The following is an 18,785-nucleotide window of genomic DNA, read 5'->3' on the forward strand; positions in this document are numbered from 1 at the left end:
AAGGCTTTGGGTAAAATTTGATCAAACGGTATGCAAGCAGTGAGAAACGGGCGGAGCATTGCTGCCCCGCCCGCAGGTTGCCACCAAGCTTCGCAGCTTACATCTTCATCTTGAGCTCGCGCAGCATGTAGGTGCCCTGGATCTCGCGGATCTCATTGTAGAGCTCGCGCACCGTCTCCTGCGAGGCATCCATGTTCGCCTCGCCCCACGCTTTCATGAATTCCATGTAGCGCTCCTTGCTCGGGGTGAGGGAGTCGTCGTTGGTGAAGCGAATGGTCAGGACAAGGTTGAACTCGCCCTCGCCATAGGGGACGCCGTAGATGGCGTAGCCCTTGATGTAGCCCAGCTCCTTCTGGACCTCGTTGGCCTTCACCCAGGTCTGCTTGAGCCCTTCGAGATAGGTGTCGAGCTGGCCTTCCTCGACCTTCACCAGCGTCATTTCGATCACTTCCTCGGAGGGTTCGTAGTCTTCCCAGAGCTGCAATTGCGCCGCGGCCGGGGCAGCGGCGGCGAAGCTCAGCGTGGCAAGGCCCGCCGCGATCATCATGGTAAGCTTGTTCATGTGCATCTCCATCCATCGGTATCAGGCCGCAGGCGCACACGCGCGGCGGCCGAAAGGGCGACCCGATCGATCGGAAGCAATTTGAAGTCCGAGAGGCGCGACCCCTGTTTATTCCCCACGCGCCTTTCGCTCCCGCGCCGGAGACTGCGCCCGCCTGGGCGCCGTGTCAAATCCGCGCACGAAAAGGCCCGCCGCCGCTTGCGCGGGGCGGGCCTTTTCCTGACTTTGCGCGGGGAGTTACTTGCCCGCGCCCGTTTCGCCCTCGCCCGCGGGCACGCTCTGGAGCTGGCAGTAGTTTTCGAGCCCCATCCGCTCGATCATGTCGAACTGGGTTTCGAGGAAGTCGACGTGCTCTTCCTCGTTGGCGAGAATGTCCTCGAAGATCTGGCCCGACGTGAAGTCCTTGACCTCCTGGCAATAGGCCGCGGCTTCGCGCAGGAGCGGGATCGCCTCGTGCTCCAGCGCGAGGTCGGCCTTGAGGATCTCTTCGACCGTCTCACCCACCTTGAGCTTGTGGATCGCCTGGAAATTGGGGAGAGCGTTCAGGAACAGGATCCGCTCGGCCAGCCGGTCGGCGTGCTGCATTTCCTCGATCGATTCGTGACGCTCGTAATCTGCGAGCTTGGTCAGGCCCCAGTCGGCCAGCACGCGGTAATGCAGCCAGTATTGATTGATGGCGGTGAGTTCGTTGGTGAGCGCCTTGTTCAGGAACTCGACGACTTTCGGATCGCCCTTCATGGCGCTGATTCCCCTTGCAATTTGCCGCACGGGATGCGCGGCGCCCTGTTTGTGAAGGGGTTATATGGGGCGGGAAACCGCAGCTTTCAAGCCGCGGCCATCAGATTTCCGTTTTAAATCAGGGATTTGCAATCCACTCGCAATAGCGGCAAACCAGTTCAGATTGCGACTTTCTCGCAAGACGAAAGCGCGCGTTCCTGTTCGATGATCTTGCCCGCCTCGCCGAGGCACTGGCCGCAATTGGGACGCTTGCCCAGCGTTGCATAGGTCGCTTCGGCATCGCCCGCGTGACCGAGCGCGGCGCGGCGCAGGTCGTCTTCGCGGATCGCGTTGCAGATGCAGATATACATGCGAAGAACCTCTCCTGCGAGTCGTTTGCAGCACCAAGATATGCGAGCGGTTCTCAATAGCAAGGAAAAAGATTCACCGCCTGAGCGCGAAGACCCGGCCATAGGTCAGGCAGCGCCACAGCCATTCGAGCGGGCCATAACGGAACCGCTCCAGCCACGGCTTCGACCACGCCAGCATCAGCGCCCATGTCAGTACCACCACGATGTAAAGCTGCGGGCGGCTGAGCTCCCCGAACAGGCCGAGCGCCCAACCGTGGAAGACGAACAGCATCAGGATTGAGGTGCCGAGGTAATTGGTGAAGGCCGCCCGCCCCGCCGCGCGGACGCGCTCGGCCAGCGGGCTGGTCCAGCGCGGCGAATATTCGACCATCAGCGCGGCAAGGCCCAGCACCATCATCAATTGCGGCAGCGGCGACCAGCCCACGAAGGCGGCGAGCGTCGAATAATAGCTGAAGCCCGCCTCGCGCACGAAAAGGCCGATCGCGAGATGCAACGCACCTCCCACGACCACGCCCGTCCATCCCCAGAACCGCATCCCTCGCGAATCGAACGCGCCCGAGAAGAAACCGAAGCGATAGAGCGCGCAGCCGATGAGCATCAGCGGGATCGTCTCCAGCGCGAACAGGGTGAGATTGACCAATGGGTCCGCCCAGTGCTCGGCCGCGCGGTACGCGACGAGACCGGCATAGTCGCCGTCCTGCTTCAGCTGCGTGATGACCGCATCATCGGCGAGCGCCCCGGCCTTGGCCTGCATCATCTCCTCGCGAATCTCGGCGAGCTCGGCCTGCTCGCCCGCCGAGGTGTCGGTGACGGCGTAGAGAAAGCTCATGTTCGCCGCGTAGAACAGCGCCCCGAGCACGAAGCCGATGATCCCGACGACAAGCTGCGTCTTCGCCCGCCACTTGAGGCAGGGCACGACGAAAAAGCCGAAGACGGCGTAATAGAACAGGATGTCGCCCGTCCAGATCAGGAAATAATGGACGAGGCCGAACAGCATCAGCACGAACAGCCGCCACATCTGGCGCCAGCGCGTGCCGCCGCGCTCCCACACGCGCTCCATGAAGAGGTAAAGCCCGGCGCCGAACAGCAGGGTGAACAGGCCGCGCATCTTGCCGTCGACGAGCACGAACTGGCCGATCCACATCCAGTCCGATGCCGCGCCGTGTTCGGTCAGGAAAGCCTCGGGGTACATATAGGCCGAAAACGGCTGTCCGAAGGCGACGATGTTGGCAGCGAGGATGCCCATGACCGCGATCCCGCGGATGAAATCGAGGCTCTCGATCCGCTCGGACACGCCGACCGGGACAAGGTGCTCGGCGCCCGCATCCGGCCCGCCGAGCGCGTCGGGCGTCGCGCCCGTCCCTGCGATACTGCTCACCGGCTGATCCCCCTCGTGCCGCTTGCATCAAGGGCGCGATACTAGCAGCATGGAAGGGAAGCGGAAGCCCCGCCCATACCCCCGCCACCGGCACGTGCCAGAGCGGCCCGGCCATTGCGGAGAAAGGGATGAGGCGCGCCTACCGCGGTATTTGTTGACGCAGCGTCGCGTGCAGGCTGGCAGTGGGCCCAGGGGAGTGGGGAATCAACCGCCCCGCCCGGCCTTGGGTGCAGCAACGATGCACGCCTGCCCCTCGCGCTTGAGCGCCGAGCAGGCTTGCTGCGCATCGGAACGGCTGGCGAAGCCGACCGCCTGCAGCTTGGTCACGCGGCCCGCCGGGACAAGCGCGCGGTCCGTCCCGGCCAGCGCGGGATTGCCGGAAAGCTTCGACCACAGCCGCTCGGCATTGCCGGGCACGCCGAACGCGCCGAGCTGGACGCGCCAGTCGCCGCGCGGACGGGCAGCTGTCTCGACCCGGACCGGGCGCTGCGGCTCGGCTTCGGCGACGCGAACGGGCGCAGGTGCGGGCGCGGCCACCGGCTCCGGCTGGGAGCGTGTGACAGGTTCAGGTGTAGCTGCGGGAGCGGAAGCGGGCTGGGCCTCGGCAGAAGCGACCATCGCCGGGCGGCTTTCCGGGCGCTTCGCGGGATCGGCATCCCCTGGCACGCCCCCTGCCGCGCCAAGATCGGCAGCGGCGAGCTGCGCCGCACGGCGGCGCGCCGCCTCCGCCTCGAGCGTCCGGGCGAGCGCCTGCGCTTCGCTTTTCTGGCCGTCGGGCACATAGCGGTCCATCTGGACCAGAGCATCGGTTGCCTGCGGAAGCCCCTGCGCGCGCGCCAGGGTCAGCAGCGCATAGGCGCGCACCCAGTCCTTCTCGGCGTAGTCGGCGTTGAAGTGGGCGAGCCCCAGCACGTATTGCGCCCGCGGATCGCCGCGATCGGCGGCATCGCGGATCATCGGCATCGCAGCCTCCTGTTCGCCCTGCTGGAACAGGAGCAGGCCATAATTGTCGGCCGCTTTCACATGGCCCTTCTCCGCCGCCCGGGCGTAGAATTCGCGCGCGCGGGCGATGTCGGCTTCGACTCCGCGCCCGAGGCGATAGGCTTGCGCGAGGTTGAACAGGGCGTCCGCATCGCCGTTCGCCGCCGGGCCGCGCCATTCGGCGACCGCACGGTCATAATCGCCCGCGCTCCACGCATCGACCCCGTCCTTCACATCGGCAAGGCCGGGCGTCGCCACGAGTGCGAGCGCGGCGGCGAATACGCCGATCGCGGGACGGGCGGGGAAACCGGGCATTCGGCGGGCGGAGCGGTTCGTGTCCTGGCGCATTTCGTGTTCCTCGAACTTTCCCTCTGGTCGCGGCGGCTTTCCTTTCGGGCGGGACGCGCCGTGCGACCTTCGCGCTTCGCGGCGCGCCCGTCCATCGGGGAAAGCACCATAGTGAATGAAGCGTTAGGATTTCGTTGCCGACCCGCCTGCCATTGCCGGAACAGGCAGGCTTCTGATTAAGGAGCGAATTCGCATCGGCCCGAGCGCTGTGCAGCGGGTCCGGCATTAACTCAAAATTAGGGGTATCCTGCGAAGCCTCGTCTCATCCCGCCGCAAGACGCGGCATCACACGGTTGAATCCAGGGGGACTGAGGCGTTGCGTGTACTCGCTTTGGCATCGCAGAAAGGCGGATCGGGGAAAACCACCCTGTCCGGACACCTTGCCGTCCAGGCCCAGCGCGCAGGCGCCGGCCCGGTCGTATTGATCGACATCGACCCGCAGGGCTCACTGGCCGACTGGTGGAACGAGCGCGAGGCGGAATATCCCGCCTTCGCCCAGACCACCGTCTCGCGCCTCGCCAATGACCTGCAGGTGCTTCGCCAGCAGGGCTTCAAGCTGGCGGTGATCGACACCCCGCCCGCAATCACCATGGCGATCCAGTCGGTGATCGGGGTCGCGGAACTGATCGTCGTTCCGACCCGCCCGAGCCCGCACGACCTGCGCGCCGTCGGTGCCACGGTCGATCTGTGCGAACGCGCGGGCAAGCCGCTGGTCTTCGTGGTCAACGCCGCCACCCCCAAGGCGAAGATCACGTCGGAAGCCGCCGTCGCGCTCTCGCAGCACGGAACGGTCGCACCGATCACGCTTCACCACCGCACCGATTTCGCCGCCTCGATGATCGACGGCCGGACGGTGATGGAAGTCGATCCCGAAAGCCGCAGCGCCGCGGAAATCACCGCGCTGTGGAAGTACATCAATGACCGGCTGGAGAAGAATTTCCGCCGCACCGTCTTCGCCGCCGCCCCCAACGGGCAGGTTCCGGCGAACGGCGTCCAGCGTCCTGCGGGCGGCTTCGGCCGCCGGGTCGCGCAGTAAGGAGCCGCACGAGGCCATGTCCGAAGCCGGTTTCGCCTCGCTCGGCCCGACCCTGCTGGCGCGCAAGGGCGGCGCAAAGCCCGCCATGCGCCCGCAGCTCACCCCGCTCGCCCATAGCCCGGAGGAAATGGCCGCGCTCGCCGACGAACAGCTCGAGGATCTCGGCTGGAACGACATGGGTGATGATGGGGGCGAAGACGCGGCGAACGAGGCAGCCTCCGGCGCGGACATCGTCCCGATCCGTTCGGACAGCGCCGCCGATGCCGCGGAAGCCGCCGCTCGCAGCCCCGTCGTGCGCCGCCAGCAGAAGCAATTGCTCGACCGTGTTCTCGCCGATGCGGCGATGGACGGGTCCGAGGGCGAACTGGGCGAGGAGGAGGAAGACCTCTCCGCACGCTATTTCGACAATGACGAGAACGACGAACCGGTCGCAGCGGAAGAGTCTGCTCCCGCTCCCGCGCCTCGCGCAGCGACACGCAAGCCGGCCAAACGGCCTGCGGGCAAGCGCGCCGCCTTCACGCTGCGTCTCGACACCGAACGCCACCTCAAGCTGCGCCTTGCCGCAACCATGCAGGGGGTCAGCGCCCAGGCTCTCGTGACCGAGGCGCTCGATGCCCTGCTCGCCGAGTTCGAGGAACTCGACGCGCTCGCCGCCCGGATGCGGCGCAACTGAAACCGAACCTGAACCCGAAAACGAACCCAAGCGAACCGAACCACACGACCTACAGGGGAAACATCATGGATCGCACCGCCTTCATCCGCACGAGTGGCCCTCGCGTCGGGCTGATCGTCTCCACCGCGCTCGCGAGCGCCGTGCTGGCGGGCTGCACCACGGCCGGCGCGCCGCCTGCCGCGACATCCTTTTCCAAGGCGCAGGTCGCGCTCGAGAAGGGTGACAGCGTCAAGGCGATTTCCCACGCCGAGGCCGCCGTCCTCGCCGAACCGCGCAATCCAGCCTTCCGCGCAATGCTGGGCGCGGCCTATCTCGAGAACGGTCGCTTCGAAAGCGCGAAAACGAGCTTCGGCGATGCCCTTTCGCTCGGTCACGACGACCCGCGCACGGTGCTGAGCTTCGCGCTCGCTAGCATCGCGACGGGCGATTCGAAGACCGCAGTCGCCACGCTGCGCGAATGGGAAAACGCCATTCCGGGCGACGATCTCGGCCTTGCCTATGCGCTCGCCGGGCAGCCCGAGCGCGGCGTCCACGTGCTCACCAACGCGGTGCGCGCGGGCCTCGCCACGCCCAAGGCTCGCCAGAACCTCGCCTATACCTACGCGCTCGCCGGGAACTGGCGCGCGGCGCGGGTCATGGCGGCCGAAGACGTGCCCGCCGACCAGCTCGACGCGCGCCTGTCCGAATGGGCCGCGATGGCCGCTCCGGAAAACTACCGCGAGCGGGTCGCAAGCCTGCTGCGCGTGACGCCGGTCGCCGACAGCGGCCTGCCCGCGATGCTGGCGCTCGCCAATTTCCCGAGCCAGGAGCAGATGGTGGCCGAAGCCGCCGCGACGATCCCGGCTGCCGAAAAGCGGACCGAAGCGAGCGAGAGCGAGAAAGCGGCGTTCGCCACGACCGGCGAAGAACGGCTTGAAAAGGTCGATCCGACCCCGGTTCGCGTGGCAGCCGCCGAGCCGGTGAAAGAGACCAAGGCCAAGCCCGAGATCAAGCCAAGGCCCGAAGCGAAACCCGCTCCGCGCGTCTCGGAAAAGGTCTCCGCCGCCGCCGTCGATGCCGAAAGCTCGGCCAAGACCGCGACCGTCAAGGACGAGGCCGCGCCCGCGAAGCCCGCTCCCGCCGCCAAGCCGGCGGCCGAGCCTGCCGCGCGCGTCGCCGCGGCGAGCGGCCCGCGCTTCGTCTCGAACCCGGTCGTGCAGAGCGCTCCCGCTTCCAAGCCCGCCGCAAAACCCGCGCCGACGCGCGTCGCGGCGAAATCCTCGCAGGCGCGCATGGCCGCGACCGAAGCGGCGAGCCAGCCCGCCCCGGCGAAGAAGCCGGGCGCCGACACCCACCTCGTCCAGCTCGGCAGCTGGGCCAGCCACGACATGGCGAAGGAAGGCTGGGTCAAGCTCAAGCGCAAGTTCCCGCAGCTCAAGGACCACGACGTCGTGATCACCGAGGCGCTGGTGAACGGAAAGACCTATTTCCGCGTCGCGGCGGCGGGCTTCGGCCTGTCGGACGCGCGCTCGATGTGCCGCACGGTCAAGTCGGGCGGCGGTGGCTGCTTCGCCTATGCCAAGACCAACCCGCCCGCCGGCGCGGTCGATCGCGGCGTGCGGATCGCGGCGCGCACCAAGTAACCGCGAGCACGACTTTTCAGCGAGACTGCCCCCGGGGGCCCCTGCGACTCCGGGGGCATTTTTCGCAGGCGCAGCAGGGCTTACGCCTTGCCGACGCGCACCCCGCCCTTGAACAGCGCTTTCACCCGGCCCTGCGCTCCCTGCCGGTCGAAGGGCGTGTTGTCGGCGGTCGCTTCCATCTTGCGCCGGTCGATCACCCAGGGCGCGTCCGGATCGACGATCGCGATGTCGGCTTCCAGCCCCGGCTCGAGCCGCCCAGCGGGCACGCCCAGCAGCCGTGCCGGGTTCGCCGCGAGCAGGTCGAAGGCGCGCTTCGTATCGATCACGCCGTCGCGCACCAGATTCAGCGTCATTGCGAGCAGGGTCTCGGCCCCGGCCACGCCCGGCGCGGCATCGGCGAAGGGCAGGCGCTTGTCCTCCGGCCCGCGCGGGTCGTGACCGCTCGCGATGACGTCAACCGTGCCGTCGGCAATCGCGGCGCGCGCCGCCTCGCGGTCGGCCTCACTGCGCAGCGGGGGCGAAAGGCGGGTGAAGGTGCGGAAATCGGCCGTGGCGAGGTCGGACAGCATGAAATGGGCAGGCGTTATCCCGCAGGTCACACCAGCGCCGCGCGCCTTGGCCTCGCGCACGAGGTCGAAACCGCGCGCAGTCGTCACCTGCCGGATATGGAGCCGCGCCCCGGCCATTCCGGCAAGCGCGATGTCGCGCGCGATGGCGAGCGCCTCGGCCTCGGCGGGCGCGGCGGGCAGGCCCAGCCGGGTTGCGATCTCGCCCGCGGTGGCGGCGGTCTCTCCGGCGAGGCCCGCATCTTCTGCATGGGTGACGACGACGAGTTCCAGCATCGCGGCATATTGCAGCAGCCGCAGCATCACCCCGCTGTCGTCGATCCAGCGTCGCCCGGTGGCGACGCCGCGCGCGCCCGCTTCCTTCATCAGCGCGAGTTCGGCCAGTTCGCTCGCCCCGAGCCCCCGCGTCGCGGCAGCGAGCGGGTGGACCCACAGGTCGGGCTTGCCGCTCTTGGCGATGTATCCGACCCTGCTCGGCAGGTCGAGCGGCGGTGACTGGTCGGGCATCAGCGCGGCGCGGGTGATGCCTCCGAAGTGAAACGCGGGCTTGTCGACCGCGAACACGCCGCAATCGACGAGCCCGGGCGCGACAAGACTGCCGCGCGCCTCGATCACCTCGTCGCCGTCCTCAGGGGCGATATCCGGCCCGAGCGCCTCGATCAGCCCGTCCGAAAGCCGCAGGCCGCCTTCGACAATGCCCGAGGGGGTGACGAGCCGCCCGCCGGTGATGGTGATCGCGCGCGCCTGCTTCACGCCTGCACCTCCCAGCCCTCGACCCCGCGCGCGGCGCGCGTCAGGATGTCGAGACAGGCCATGCGGATCGCGACGCCCATCTCGACCTGCCGCGTGACGAGCGAGCGGCCCGCCATGTCGGCGACTTCGCTGTCGATCTCGACCCCGCGGTTCATCGGGCCGGGATGCATGACGAGCATATCGGGCGAAGCGCGCTCCAGCCGCTGCGCCGTAAGGCCGTAAAGGTGGCGATATTCGCGCGCCGAGGGGATGAACTGGCCCGCCATGCGCTCCGATTGCAGGCGCAGCATCATCACCACGTCGCATCCGGCGAGCGCGGCATCGAAATCGTGAAAGACCTCGGCCCCCATCGCTTCGATCTCCGCCGGCATCAGCGCAGGGGGCGCGCACAGGCGCACCGTCGCGCCCAGCGCCTGCAGGCACAGCAGCGAGGAGCGCGCGACGCGGCTGTGCAGGATATCGCCGCAGATCGTGACGGTGCGGCCCGTGAAATCCTCGTTCGTCTCGCCCCGCTCGGCCAATGCATGACGCAGCGCGAGCGCATCGAGCAGCGCCTGCGTCGGGTGTTCGTGGCTCCCGTCGCCCGCATTCAGCACCGGGCAGTCGACCTTGTCCGCGATCAACTGCGTCGCTCCGCTCGAACCATGCCGGATGACGATCGCATCGGCGCGCATCGCATTGAGCGTGATCGCCGTGTCGATCAGCGTCTCGCCCTTTTTCAGGCTCGAAGTCGATGCCTGCATATTGACCACGTCCGCCCCCAGCCGCTTGCCCGCGATCTCGAAGGACAGCAGCGTGCGGGTCGAATTCTCGAAAAAGGCGTTGATGATGGTGAGGCCCGAGAGCAGGTCCGCGTGCTTCGAACGCTGGCGGTTGAGCTCGACCCATCGCTCGGCCTCGCTCAGGATGTAGAGAATCTCGTGCCGTTCGAGCTGGGCGATGCCGGTGAGGTCGCGGTGCGGGAACGCCGCCCGCCCCGCCGGAAAGCGGCCCGGTTGCGGTGAAGGCGGCGCATTGGTCATCGAGCCAACGCCCTTAGTCGAGCGCCATGCGCCGCTCAACCCATCAGCCGCGCGCTTTCCCATGGAAAGAGGCACGAGGGCGCACTAGGTAACGCAGGAACCTATCCGCAATGACCGGCCACGCAGTTTCGCCTCGCACCGCAGTGCGAGAATGGGCCGGAGCGGGAATGAACGTGAGCGAAGGGCCGCATATGAGTTTCGTGGGCAAGATCTGGAAAGTCCTGGTCGGGATCAAGGACGGGCTCGTGCTCGCCTTCCTCCTGCTGTTCTTCATCGCCCTGTTCGGCCTGCTTTCGGCCAGTCCCAGCCCGGGGCAGGTTCGCGAAGGCGCGCTCACCATCGATCTCGACGGTTTCGTGGTCGAGGAGCGCTCGCCGGTCGATCCCTTCACCGCGATCCTTTCGGGCCAGGCGCCGGTGAAGGAATTCCAGGCCCGCGACCTCGTGCGCGCGCTCGACGCCGCTGCCACCGACGACCGGGTCAAGGCGGTGGTGTTCGACCTCACCCTGTTCGCGGGCGGCGGGCAGGTCCACCTGCAGGAAATCGGCGAAGCGATCGAACGGGTCAAGCAGGCCGACAAGCCGGTCTTCACCTATGCCCTCGCCTATGGCGACGACCACCTCCAGCTCGCCTCCCACGCGAGCGAGGTGTGGGTCGACCCGATGGGCGGCGCGCTGGTCAGCGGTCCGGGCGGCTCGAACCTCTATTACGCCGACCTGCTCGAGCGCCTGAGCATCAACGCGCGCATCTATCGGGTGGGCGAATTCAAGTCGGCGGTCGAACCCTTCGAGCGCAATTCCATGTCGCCCGAAGCCCGCGAGAATCTCGAAGCGCTCTACGGCGCGCTTTGGGAAGAATGGCAGGCGAACGTAAAATCGGCCCGCCCCGCCGCCGAGATCGACCGCGTGACGAGCGATCCTGTCGCCTGGGTCGAGGCGTCGGCGGGCGACCTTGCCGATGCCGCGCTCGATGCGAAACTGGTCGACCGGATCGGCACCCGCGCCGAATTCGGCGCGCGCGTCGCAGAGGTGGCGGGCGCGGACCGCTGGAACGAGCGGCCCGGCGCCTATGCGAAAAGCGACTACGCCGCCTTCCTCGCCGACACCGCGCCCGACCAGCCGGGCAAGGCGATCGGCGTGGTCACGGTCGCGGGCAATATCGTCGACGGCGATGCCGGGCCGGGCACGGCCGGCGGTGAGCGGATCGCCGACCTGCTCGACGAAGCAATGTCGGACGATCTTGCCGGGCTCGTCGTGCGGGTCAATTCGCCGGGCGGCTCGGCGCTCGCATCGGAGCGCATCCGCGTCGCCATCGAACGCTACCGCGAAAAGGGCGTGCCGGTGGCGGTCTCCTTCGGCAACGTTGCGGCGAGCGGGGGCTACTGGGTCGCCATGGCGGGCGACCGCATCTTCGCCCAGCCCGAGACGATCACCGGTTCGATCGGGGTTTTCGCCGTCCTGCCGACTTTCGAGGAGGCGGCGCAGCGGATCGGGGTCAATGCCGACGGATTCCGCACCACGCCGCTGTCGGGCCAGCCCGACGTTATCGCCGGGCTCACGCCCGAGGTGGACACGATCCTGCAGGCATCCGTCAGCGACAGCTATCGCGATTTCATCACGCTGGTGGCGGCAAATCGCGGGATGTCGCCCGAACGGGTCGACGCCATCGCGCAGGGGCGCGTGTGGGACGGCGGGACCGCGCGCCAGATCGGGCTCGTCGACCAATTCGGTGGGCTCGCCGACGCGCTACAATGGGTCGCGGCGCAGGCGAAACTCGACGAGGGGGACTGGCACCCGCGCTTTCTCGGCGAGACCGTGCCGCGCTACGATTCGCTCATCCGCCAGATCGTCACCGAGGCCGCCGCACCTGCGCCGCACGCTGCGGGCGGCGACCTTTTCGCCCAGGCCGCCCGCCAGCGCGAGGGCGTCCTGTCGCGCATCGCGGTGGATGTCGAGCGCCTGTCGGGAACGGTCGGCGTGCAGGCCTATTGCCTCGCCTGCCCCGATGATGCTCCGCCTGCCAAGACGCGCGCGTCGACAGGCTGGCTGGAGGCGCTCTCGCTGCTGTTCGCAAAGTGACGGCGCGACCCCGCGTCGACCCGGCGCCGGCATCCACCAAACAGGTTGCCAAGCGGGCAAGCACGCAGTAAAGGCGCGCCCCTGTCCGAACACGACGGACGGGCGCGTAGCTCAGTGGTAGAGCACACCCTTCACACGGGTGGGGTCGCAAGTTCAATCCTTGCCGCGCCCACCACTCCTGCGCACAGCTTTACGAAGTCGCCCCCGCCGTGTCGGCGTGCACCACCTCGACGTCCTCCGGGCGCTTGCCCTTGAGACGGCTTTTCACCGCGACCATCGTATCGGCATGGGCCTTTGCCAGAGCGGTCACGACCACCATCTGCACAAAAGTCGCGAACAGGATGCCGAAGGCAACGCTCGCCGCCAGCGGCACGAGGAAGCGCGCCTGCACGCTCTGCGCCGCGATCAACGGGAGGATGCCGAAGAAGGTGGTCATCGAGGTCAGCAGGATCGGGCGCCAGCGGCTTTTCGCCGCCTCGACGATCGCGGTGCCCATGTCCTCGCCCTCGATCCGGCGTTCGTTCATGAAATCGACCAGCAGCAAGGCATCGTTGATCACCACGCCCGCCAGCCCGACGATCCCGAACAGACTGAGGATCGTGAGGTCGAGCCCCAGCAGCAGATGCCCGAAGACCGCCCCCACCAGCCCCAACGGCACGGCGGAAAGTATCACCAGCGGCTGGGTATAGGATTTGAGCGGCACGGCGAGCAGGGCGTAGATCGCGAACAGGGCGAGCACGAGATTGCGCAGCAAGGCGGGCACGACCTCGCCCTGTTCGCGCTGTTCGCCGCCGAAGTTCCATTCGAGGCTAGGGATTTCCTGCCTGATTTGCGGCAGCACCTCATTGCCGAGCCGCGCGGTGACTTCCGACCCCGTCGTCACGCCCGGAAGGACGTCGGCGGTGACCGTGATGATCCGCTGCCCATTGCGCCGGTCGATAGTAGAGGGGGCCGCGCCGTATCCGATGTCCGCGACTTCGCCGAAAGGGATGCTCGCCGGGCTGCCGGGCGGGCGGATGCGGTAATCGGCGAGATCCTCGATCGCGTCGCGCTCGTCCTCGGGCAGGCGGACATAGACGCGCACTTCCTCGCGCCCGCGCTGGATCCGCACCGCCTCGGTCCCGAAGGTCGCCGCGCGGGCCTGCTGCGCGAGGTCCTGCCGGGTGAGGCCGAAATTGCGCGCCTGGGGCTTGAGTTCCAGTTCGAGTTCGCGCTGGCCCCGCGTCAGGTCGTCGCGGATTTCGACCACGCCGGGCTCTTCGGCAAGAGCGGCGCGCACGCGTTCGACCGCGCGCTGCAATTCGGCCTCGCTGCCCGCCGACAGCTCGGCCACGATGGGCGCGCCGACCGAAACGAGGCTCGCCGAAAACGACAGGTTGCGCGCCCCCGCGACCTCGCCGACTTCCTCGCGCAGCTTTTCCTGGAAGGCGCGCGATGTGATCTCGCGCGTGTCGGGGTCGGACAGCTTGAAGCGGATCGTGGCGAGGCTCGGCTGGACGAAGGGCGTCGAGGCATTGCCCGGCCCCTGCCCCGCGGCGGGCGCTCGGCCGATGGTGGTGTAAGTCCCCTCGAGCAGCGGCGGCGGGTCATCCTCGCTGCTGCCCCCGCGCCCCTCCTCCAGCCTCTCGGCCACCCGACCGCCCGCCTCGCGCACGTATTCGGCCACAGCGAGCGTCACCGGCGCGGGCGTGCCCTGCGGCATCTCGAGCTCGGCGGTGACGAACTGCCCTTCGATCTGGGGGAAGAAGACGAACTTGATGTAGCCCGCCGAAAACAGCACGCCGACCACCGCGAACAGGCCGACCACGCCTGCCATCACCACCATGTAATGCGCCACGGCAAAGCGCACCGCCCGGTCGAGCGGCCCCTCGCGGAAGCGGGCGAGCTTGTCGTCGAACCATGCCCTGAGTCGACCATGCGCGCGCAGGATGCGGTTGTCGGGCTCACCCTCTCTCATGCCCGAGAGGTGGTGCGGCAGGATGAAGAGCGATTCCACGAGCGAGAGGCCCAGCGCGATGATCACGATGACGGGAATGGCGTAGAGGAACTTGCCGGTCGTGCCGGGCAGGAAGACCAGCAGCGAGAAGGCGGTCATCGTCGTCAGGATCGCGAATACGACCGGGCGCACCACCCGCTGCGCGCCCGCGATCGCGGCCTCTTCGCCGCTGCGGCCCCTCTCGCGCTCGGCATAGATGTTCTCGCCCACCACGACCGCGTCGTCGACCAGTATGCCGAGTGCGAGGATGAAGCCGAACAGCGAGAGCTGGTTGATCGAAAGATCGGCCAACCCCATCACCGCGAAAGTCCCGACGAAGGAGACGACGATCCCGAAGGACACCCAGAACGCGACGCGCAGGTCGAGGAACAGCGCGAGCGTGACGACGACGAGGATCGCGCCCAGCACCGCACTCTCGATCAGCAGGGAGAGGCGGCTGCGCAGCTCGTTCGCCTCGTTCTGCCAGATGTCGACCGATACGCCCGGGGGCAGGCTCGCCTCGGCTTCGGCGATGTAGCTTTCGACCTCGGCCGCGATGTCGAGCGCCTGTTCGTCGCCGACGCGAAACACCTGCACCGCGGCCGCAGGCTCGCCGCGGTAGCGGGTGACGAGGCCGCTGTCGCGAAAGCCGTCGGTGACGGTGGCAATGTCGCCGAGCCGGACCTGCGCCCCATCGCGGTTGGCGAGCAGCACGATATCCTCGAAATCGACGCGCGAATAGTTCTGCTCCTCGACCCGCAGGAGGATGTCCTCGCCCTCGGTTTCGACATCGCCCGCCGGCAGGTCGACGCTGTTGGCCCCGATGCGCTGCGCGATCTCGGGCAGGGACAGGCCATAGGCGCGCAGGGCATCCTTGGAGACCTCGACCGAAATCTCGTCGTCGCGCACGCCCGACACCTGCACCAGCGAGATCGCCTCGCGCGCGGCGAGTTCGTCCTCGAAGCGATAGGCGATTTCCTTGAGGCTGGCGGGCGGCGCGTCGCCGTGGATGAGCAATTCGACGACCCGCTGACGATTGGTCAGCTCGCTCACCTGCGGCCGTTCGGCACGTTCGGGCAGGCTGGTGATGCGGTTCACCTCGGCCTGGATCTCGTCGACCTTCTGCGAGGCGGAAACGCCCTGTTTCAATTGCGCGGTGACTATGCCCAGCCCTTCGGCGGCGGTGGCGGTGATCTCGTCGACGCCCTCGACCGCTTCGATCTTCTCCTCGATCGGGCGAATGACCGATTCCTCGATCTCTCCCGGCGAAGCGCCTCGATATTCGACCTCGACCTGCACCGCGCCGAGGGCGAATTCGGGAAAGACCTTGGTCGGCACCTGCTGGATGCTGATGGCGCCCGCGACGAGCAGGAGCAACATCAGGAGGTTCGCCGCGACCCCGTTCCGCGCCATCCATGCTATCGGGCCCTTCATCCTTCGTCCCCGAAGGCCGACGGCTCGCCCCCGCTTTCGCTCGCATCGAGCGCGGGGGTGGAACGGTCCTCGCCGGTTCTCACCTCCATGCCTTCGGTGGCCGAGGGAAGCTCGCCGGTGACGATCCGCTCGCCATCTTCGAGGCCCGGGGCGGTGACATAGGTCTGCGGCCCTTCGCGCGCGATCACGGTCACGGGAACGAAGGCGATCCGCCCGTCCCGCACCGCCCAGACGCGCCCGCCCGAACGCAGCGCCTCGCGGGGAATGGCGAAATAGGTCTGCGGCGTCTCCCCGAGGAATTCGACATCGGCGAAGAAGCCGGGGAGGAGAGGGGGCGCCTCGCCTGCGGCTTCGGCGCCGGATAGGGCGCGCCCGCCTGCGACCGGATCGGATACGCGCACCACCACGTCGAGTGTGCGGGTCTGCGGGTCGATTGTCCCCTCGGCCCCTTCGACCACGGCGTCCCACGCCCACCGGGTTCCGCCGAAATCGACCCGCACGGTGGCGGGGGCGCCAGAGGATGTCCCGCCCATGACGGGCGCGAAGACGCGCGGGATGAGCGCCGCCTTACGCTGGGTGAGCGGGACGGCGACTTCGAGCGTGCCTGCATCGTAGAGTTCGGCCAATTGCTCACCCGGCTGGACGAATTGCCCCCGCTCGACCGATTTCGAGCGCACCACGCCGGTGAAGGGCGCGGTCAGCCGCGTGCGCGCGACATCGCGGCGAGCGGCAGCGAGCCGCGCCCGCGCCCCCGCCAGGGCCGCTTCGGCGGCATCGACCTGTCGTTCGCCCAGCGCCAGCGGCGAGGGATCTTCGGCGAGTTCGGCTGTGCCGTCATCTCCCGCTTCGCCCGGTCGCACGAAATCGCCCTCGATCGGATCGGGCCCGCGGGCAGAGCCTTCCTCCAGCCGCTCGCGCAGGCGGTCGAATTCCTCCGCGCGCGTCGCCCTCGCCTCCTCGGCCTGTGCGAGATCGACGCGCGCCTGCTCCAGCTCGGCGCGGGCCTGATCGGCGCGGGCGGCGTAATCGGCGCTTTCGATCCGCACCAGCGTCTCGCCGCGGCGCACGCGCTCGCCTTCGCGCAAGGCGGGGCTGACCCAGGTCACCCGTCCGCCGACCTGCAGGGCAAGGCCGACCTCGCTCGCCGCACGTACATTGCCCTGACCGGTCACGCGGATCGGTTCGCTGCGCTGCTCTGCCCGGATAGTGCTGACGAGCGGTGGGCGGTCGGGCGGCTCCTCGCCCTGCTGCTGCGGGCGCAGCAGCCACAGCGCGGCGGCGATCCCCACGCCCGCCAGCAGCACGCCGAGCGCGATGAGCCGCCACTTGCGCTTGTCGGGAGCATCGTCTTCCTCGCGGGCGTCGCCTTCAGCCATCGTCACCCGCCTTCGCCAGCCATTCGCGCTTCCACGCCCCGCCGAGCGAGCGGTGCACGCCGAGCCGCGCCTCGGCCACCGCGCGCTCGGCCTCGACCATCAGGCGGCGCGAGTTCAGCACGTTGAGCCGCGCGTCGAGCCAGTCGGAGTACGCGCCCGTCCCGCGTTCGAAGCGGCGCAGCTGGAGGTCGGCGGCCTGCCGCGCTCCGTCGAGGTCGGCGGCGATCAGACGCACCCGCTCGGCCGCCGCCGCGTGCCGGGCGAGCGCGGTTTCGACCTCGGCGAAGGCGTCGAGCACGGTGTTGCCATAGGCGACCGCGCGCTGGCGCATCTGCGCTTGGCTGATGTCGATCTGCGCGCCGATGCGCCCGGCATCGAAGATCGGCGCGGTCAATGCGCCGAGGAGGTTCACGAACCAGTTCTGCGGATCGAACGCGCCCGACGGCTCATTGCCTTCCAGCCCGCCGCTCGCGTTCAGGGTAAGCTGCGGAAGCCGCGCCGCTTCGGCCGCCGCCACGCCGTAACGCGCCGCGTCAAGCCGCGCGCGCGCCGCCGCGATGTCGGGCCGGGCTTCGAGCAGGCGCGCCGGCAGACCCGCGGGAACCGCCTCCATCGGTAGGGTGACAGTGAGTCGCCCGACACCTGCAAGGAATTCGTCGACCCTGCCCGGATAGTCCCCGATCAGCACCGCAAGCCGGGCCTTGGCACGGGTCAGCGCGGCTTCGAGCCGGGGGACGTTCGCCTCGGCCTCGCGGCGGCTTTCGCGCAAGCTGATGAGCTCGAAGGACGAGCCGATCCCGCGCAGGAAGGCGCGTTCGGCAAGGTCGACCCGCTCGCCGAGGATGTCGGCCTGCTGCTCGGAAAGGTCGCGCAACTGCTCGGTTTCGACGAGGTCGAAATAATTGCGCATGACCTCGCTAGCGATGCGGATGCGGACCGCCTGGAGTTCGGCGCGGGTCGCGCGATAGTTCGCGTCGGCCGCGCGGGCGCGGTTGGTGAGGCGGCCCCAGATGTCGGCTTCCCACGAGGCCTGCACCTGCGCTGTATAGGTCGAGAAGGAGAAGCGCTGCGGGCCGGTTTCGGGCGCTTGTCCGGGTGGTTCGCCGCCACCCTCGCCCGGCTGTCCTTCCCCGCCCCGACCCCGCGCCGCATTGCCGAGCGCCGCGCCGAGCCCGGTGGCGGGCTGGTTGGCGTAATTCGCCTCGGTCGAGGCGTTGACCTGCGGGAAAAGCGCGGCGCGTTCGCGGCGATAGCGCGCCTCGACCTCTTCGATCCGCGCGATAGCCTCGGCCACGTCGAGATTGGCGGCGAGCGCGCGTTCGACCAGCGCATCGAGCGCGGGGTCATCGTAGCTTCGCCACCAGCGCGCCGGCTCGTAGTCGCCGCGCGCGCCCGCCGTGCCATAGGCTTGGGGCAGCGCCTGCGCGGCGGGCGGGACCGGCGCCTGCGGGGGAGTGACGGCGCAGGCCGACAGACAGGCGGCGCCTGCGGCAAGGGAGACTGCGCCGCGCCTCACGATTCAATAAGGTCTGTAATCAGAGCGCGTTTCTCTGGATAGACGCGGCTATTTTGGTCACGGAAAGCCTGAATAGATGCTGCTCGATCCCCAAGAGGCACTCAAAGACTCCCGCTGCTCCATTCAGGCGTGACTTGCCGGTTACAGCGGTCCAACGGGAAAAGCCGCTCGATGGTTCCGGCTGGAAGGGCACATCAACGCAGCCTTCCTGCGGCTCAACGCTCGGTTTCGCCTTTGGCTTCTTCAGAATCCCCCGCGAGTTCGGCGTCGATCGCCTCGGCCTTTGCGGAAATTTCCTTCTCCGCCTCCTCGTAGCGCGTGTCGAAATCGGGCTCTTCCGCGCAGGCCCCCGAAAGGATGTACAAGCTCAACAAGCC

15 protein-coding genes and 1 tRNA gene are annotated in these 18,785 nt (G+C 68.3%); 5 read left to right on the top strand and 11 right to left on the bottom strand.

Going from position 1 to position 18,785, the window contains the following annotated elements:
• Positions 1–97: 97 nt before the first annotated feature.
• The 5 genes from G9473_RS09845 to G9473_RS09865 all read right to left on the bottom strand — a co-directional run bounded on the left by G9473_RS09845 (position 98) and on the right by G9473_RS09865 (position 4,357).
• On the bottom strand, positions 98–562 hold the full coding sequence (locus tag G9473_RS09845; RefSeq protein ID WP_291132924.1) for a hypothetical protein: 465 nt from the start codon (positions 560–562) through the stop codon (positions 98–100).
• A gap of 237 nt (positions 563–799) precedes the next feature.
• The gene (gene bfr / locus G9473_RS09850) at positions 800–1,300 is read right to left on the bottom strand and encodes a bacterioferritin (RefSeq protein ID WP_034903677.1); all 501 of its coding nucleotides are present in this window, start codon (positions 1,298–1,300) and stop codon (positions 800–802) included.
• Between the two features lie 158 nt (positions 1,301–1,458).
• Entirely contained in the window at positions 1,459–1,650 is a 192-nt protein-coding gene (locus tag G9473_RS09855; protein ID WP_291132926.1) for a (2Fe-2S)-binding protein, read from the bottom strand.
• Between the two features lie 73 nt (positions 1,651–1,723).
• Positions 1,724–3,028, bottom strand: coding sequence for a DUF418 domain-containing protein (locus G9473_RS09860; RefSeq protein ID WP_291132928.1), 1,305 nt, complete (start codon positions 3,026–3,028; stop codon positions 1,724–1,726).
• A 204-nt stretch (positions 3,029–3,232) separates the two neighbouring features.
• Positions 3,233–4,357, bottom strand: a complete 1,125-nt coding sequence (locus tag G9473_RS09865) for an SPOR domain-containing protein (protein WP_291132930.1) — start codon at positions 4,355–4,357, stop codon at positions 3,233–3,235.
• Positions 4,358–4,673: 316 nt separating this feature from the next.
• On the opposite strand from G9473_RS09865, the gene G9473_RS09870 reads away from it, so the two are divergent.
• From G9473_RS09870 to G9473_RS09880, 3 genes are all read left to right on the top strand, one after another.
• The gene (locus G9473_RS09870) at positions 4,674–5,393 is read left to right on the top strand and encodes a ParA family protein (RefSeq protein WP_291132932.1); all 720 of its coding nucleotides are present in this window, start codon (positions 4,674–4,676) and stop codon (positions 5,391–5,393) included.
• A gap of 16 nt (positions 5,394–5,409) precedes the next feature.
• Positions 5,410–6,066: a toxin-antitoxin system HicB family antitoxin gene (locus G9473_RS09875; RefSeq protein WP_291132934.1), complete on the top strand. Its 657-nt coding sequence runs from the start codon at positions 5,410–5,412 to the stop codon at positions 6,064–6,066.
• Positions 6,067–6,131: 65 nt separating this feature from the next.
• Entirely contained in the window at positions 6,132–7,688 is a 1,557-nt protein-coding gene (locus G9473_RS09880; protein ID WP_291132936.1) for a tetratricopeptide repeat protein, read from the top strand.
• Between the two features lie 80 nt (positions 7,689–7,768).
• Here G9473_RS09880 and G9473_RS09885 read toward each other — a convergent pair whose 3' ends face one another.
• Both G9473_RS09885 and G9473_RS09890 read right to left on the bottom strand, forming a co-directional pair.
• Positions 7,769–9,007 carry a dihydroorotase family protein gene (locus G9473_RS09885; protein ID WP_291132937.1) on the bottom strand — a complete coding sequence of 413 codons (1,239 nt, stop codon included), beginning with the start codon at positions 9,005–9,007 and terminating at the stop codon, positions 7,769–7,771.
• A complete protein-coding gene (locus tag G9473_RS09890; RefSeq protein WP_291132939.1) occupies positions 9,004–10,029 on the bottom strand; it encodes an aspartate carbamoyltransferase catalytic subunit in 1,026 nt (341 codons plus the stop codon). Before G9473_RS09890 ends, G9473_RS09885 begins: the two co-directional genes overlap by 4 nt.
• A gap of 167 nt (positions 10,030–10,196) precedes the next feature.
• Here G9473_RS09890 and sppA point away from each other — a divergent pair, with 167 nt between their 5' ends.
• Together sppA and G9473_RS09900 are read left to right on the top strand one after the other, a co-directional pair.
• On the top strand, positions 10,197–12,107 hold the full coding sequence (gene sppA, locus G9473_RS09895) for a signal peptide peptidase SppA (protein ID WP_291132941.1): 1,911 nt from the start codon (positions 10,197–10,199) through the stop codon (positions 12,105–12,107).
• Between the two features lie 100 nt (positions 12,108–12,207).
• A tRNA-Val gene (locus G9473_RS09900) sits at positions 12,208–12,282 on the top strand.
• 15 nt (positions 12,283–12,297) lie between these two features.
• Here G9473_RS09900 and G9473_RS09905 read toward each other — a convergent pair.
• The 4 genes from G9473_RS09905 to G9473_RS09920 form a co-directional block, all read right to left on the bottom strand.
• The gene (locus tag G9473_RS09905) at positions 12,298–15,516 is read right to left on the bottom strand and encodes an efflux RND transporter permease subunit (RefSeq protein ID WP_291132943.1); all 3,219 of its coding nucleotides are present in this window, start codon (positions 15,514–15,516) and stop codon (positions 12,298–12,300) included.
• Positions 15,513–16,892: an efflux RND transporter periplasmic adaptor subunit gene (locus G9473_RS09910; protein ID WP_291132945.1), complete on the bottom strand. Its 1,380-nt coding sequence runs from the start codon at positions 16,890–16,892 to the stop codon at positions 15,513–15,515. Before G9473_RS09910 ends, G9473_RS09905 begins: the two co-directional genes overlap by 4 nt.
• Positions 16,885–18,408 carry an efflux transporter outer membrane subunit gene (locus G9473_RS09915; protein ID WP_291132946.1) on the bottom strand — a complete coding sequence of 508 codons (1,524 nt, stop codon included), beginning with the start codon at positions 18,406–18,408 and terminating at the stop codon, positions 16,885–16,887. The genes G9473_RS09910 and G9473_RS09915 overlap by 8 nt, the downstream gene beginning before the upstream one ends.
• 215 nt (positions 18,409–18,623) lie before the next feature.
• Positions 18,624–18,779 (bottom strand): hypothetical protein, encoded by a 156-nt coding sequence (locus tag G9473_RS09920; protein ID WP_291132947.1) that lies wholly within the window; start codon positions 18,777–18,779, stop codon positions 18,624–18,626.
• Positions 18,780–18,785 lie beyond the last annotated feature (6 nt).

This window comes from Erythrobacter sp. (genome assembly GCF_011765465.1).
GTDB lineage: Bacteria > Pseudomonadota > Alphaproteobacteria > Sphingomonadales > Sphingomonadaceae > Erythrobacter.

Bases quoted from the DNA above. Each gene is read 5' to 3' on its own strand.
- G9473_RS09880 (WP_291132936.1), top strand. From the start codon at position 6,132: ATGGATCGCACCGCCTTCATCCGCACGAGTGGCCCTCGCGTCGGGCTG.
- G9473_RS09855 (WP_291132926.1), bottom strand. From the start codon at position 1,650: ATGTATATCTGCATCTGCAACGCGATCCGCGAAGACGACCTGCGCCGC.
- G9473_RS09865 (WP_291132930.1), bottom strand. From the start codon at position 4,357: ATGCGCCAGGACACGAACCGCTCCGCCCGCCGAATGCCCGGTTTCCCC.
- G9473_RS09845 (WP_291132924.1), bottom strand. From the start codon at position 562: ATGAACAAGCTTACCATGATGATCGCGGCGGGCCTTGCCACGCTGAGC.
- G9473_RS09905 (WP_291132943.1), bottom strand. From the start codon at position 15,516: ATGAAGGGCCCGATAGCATGGATGGCGCGGAACGGGGTCGCGGCGAAC.
- sppA (WP_291132941.1), top strand. From the start codon at position 10,197: ATGAACGTGAGCGAAGGGCCGCATATGAGTTTCGTGGGCAAGATCTGG.
- G9473_RS09875 (WP_291132934.1), top strand. From the start codon at position 5,410: ATGTCCGAAGCCGGTTTCGCCTCGCTCGGCCCGACCCTGCTGGCGCGC.
- G9473_RS09890 (WP_291132939.1), bottom strand. From the start codon at position 10,029: ATGACCAATGCGCCGCCTTCACCGCAACCGGGCCGCTTTCCGGCGGGG.
- bfr (WP_034903677.1), bottom strand. From the start codon at position 1,300: ATGAAGGGCGATCCGAAAGTCGTCGAGTTCCTGAACAAGGCGCTCACC.
- G9473_RS09910 (WP_291132945.1), bottom strand. From the start codon at position 16,892: ATGGCTGAAGGCGACGCCCGCGAGGAAGACGATGCTCCCGACAAGCGC.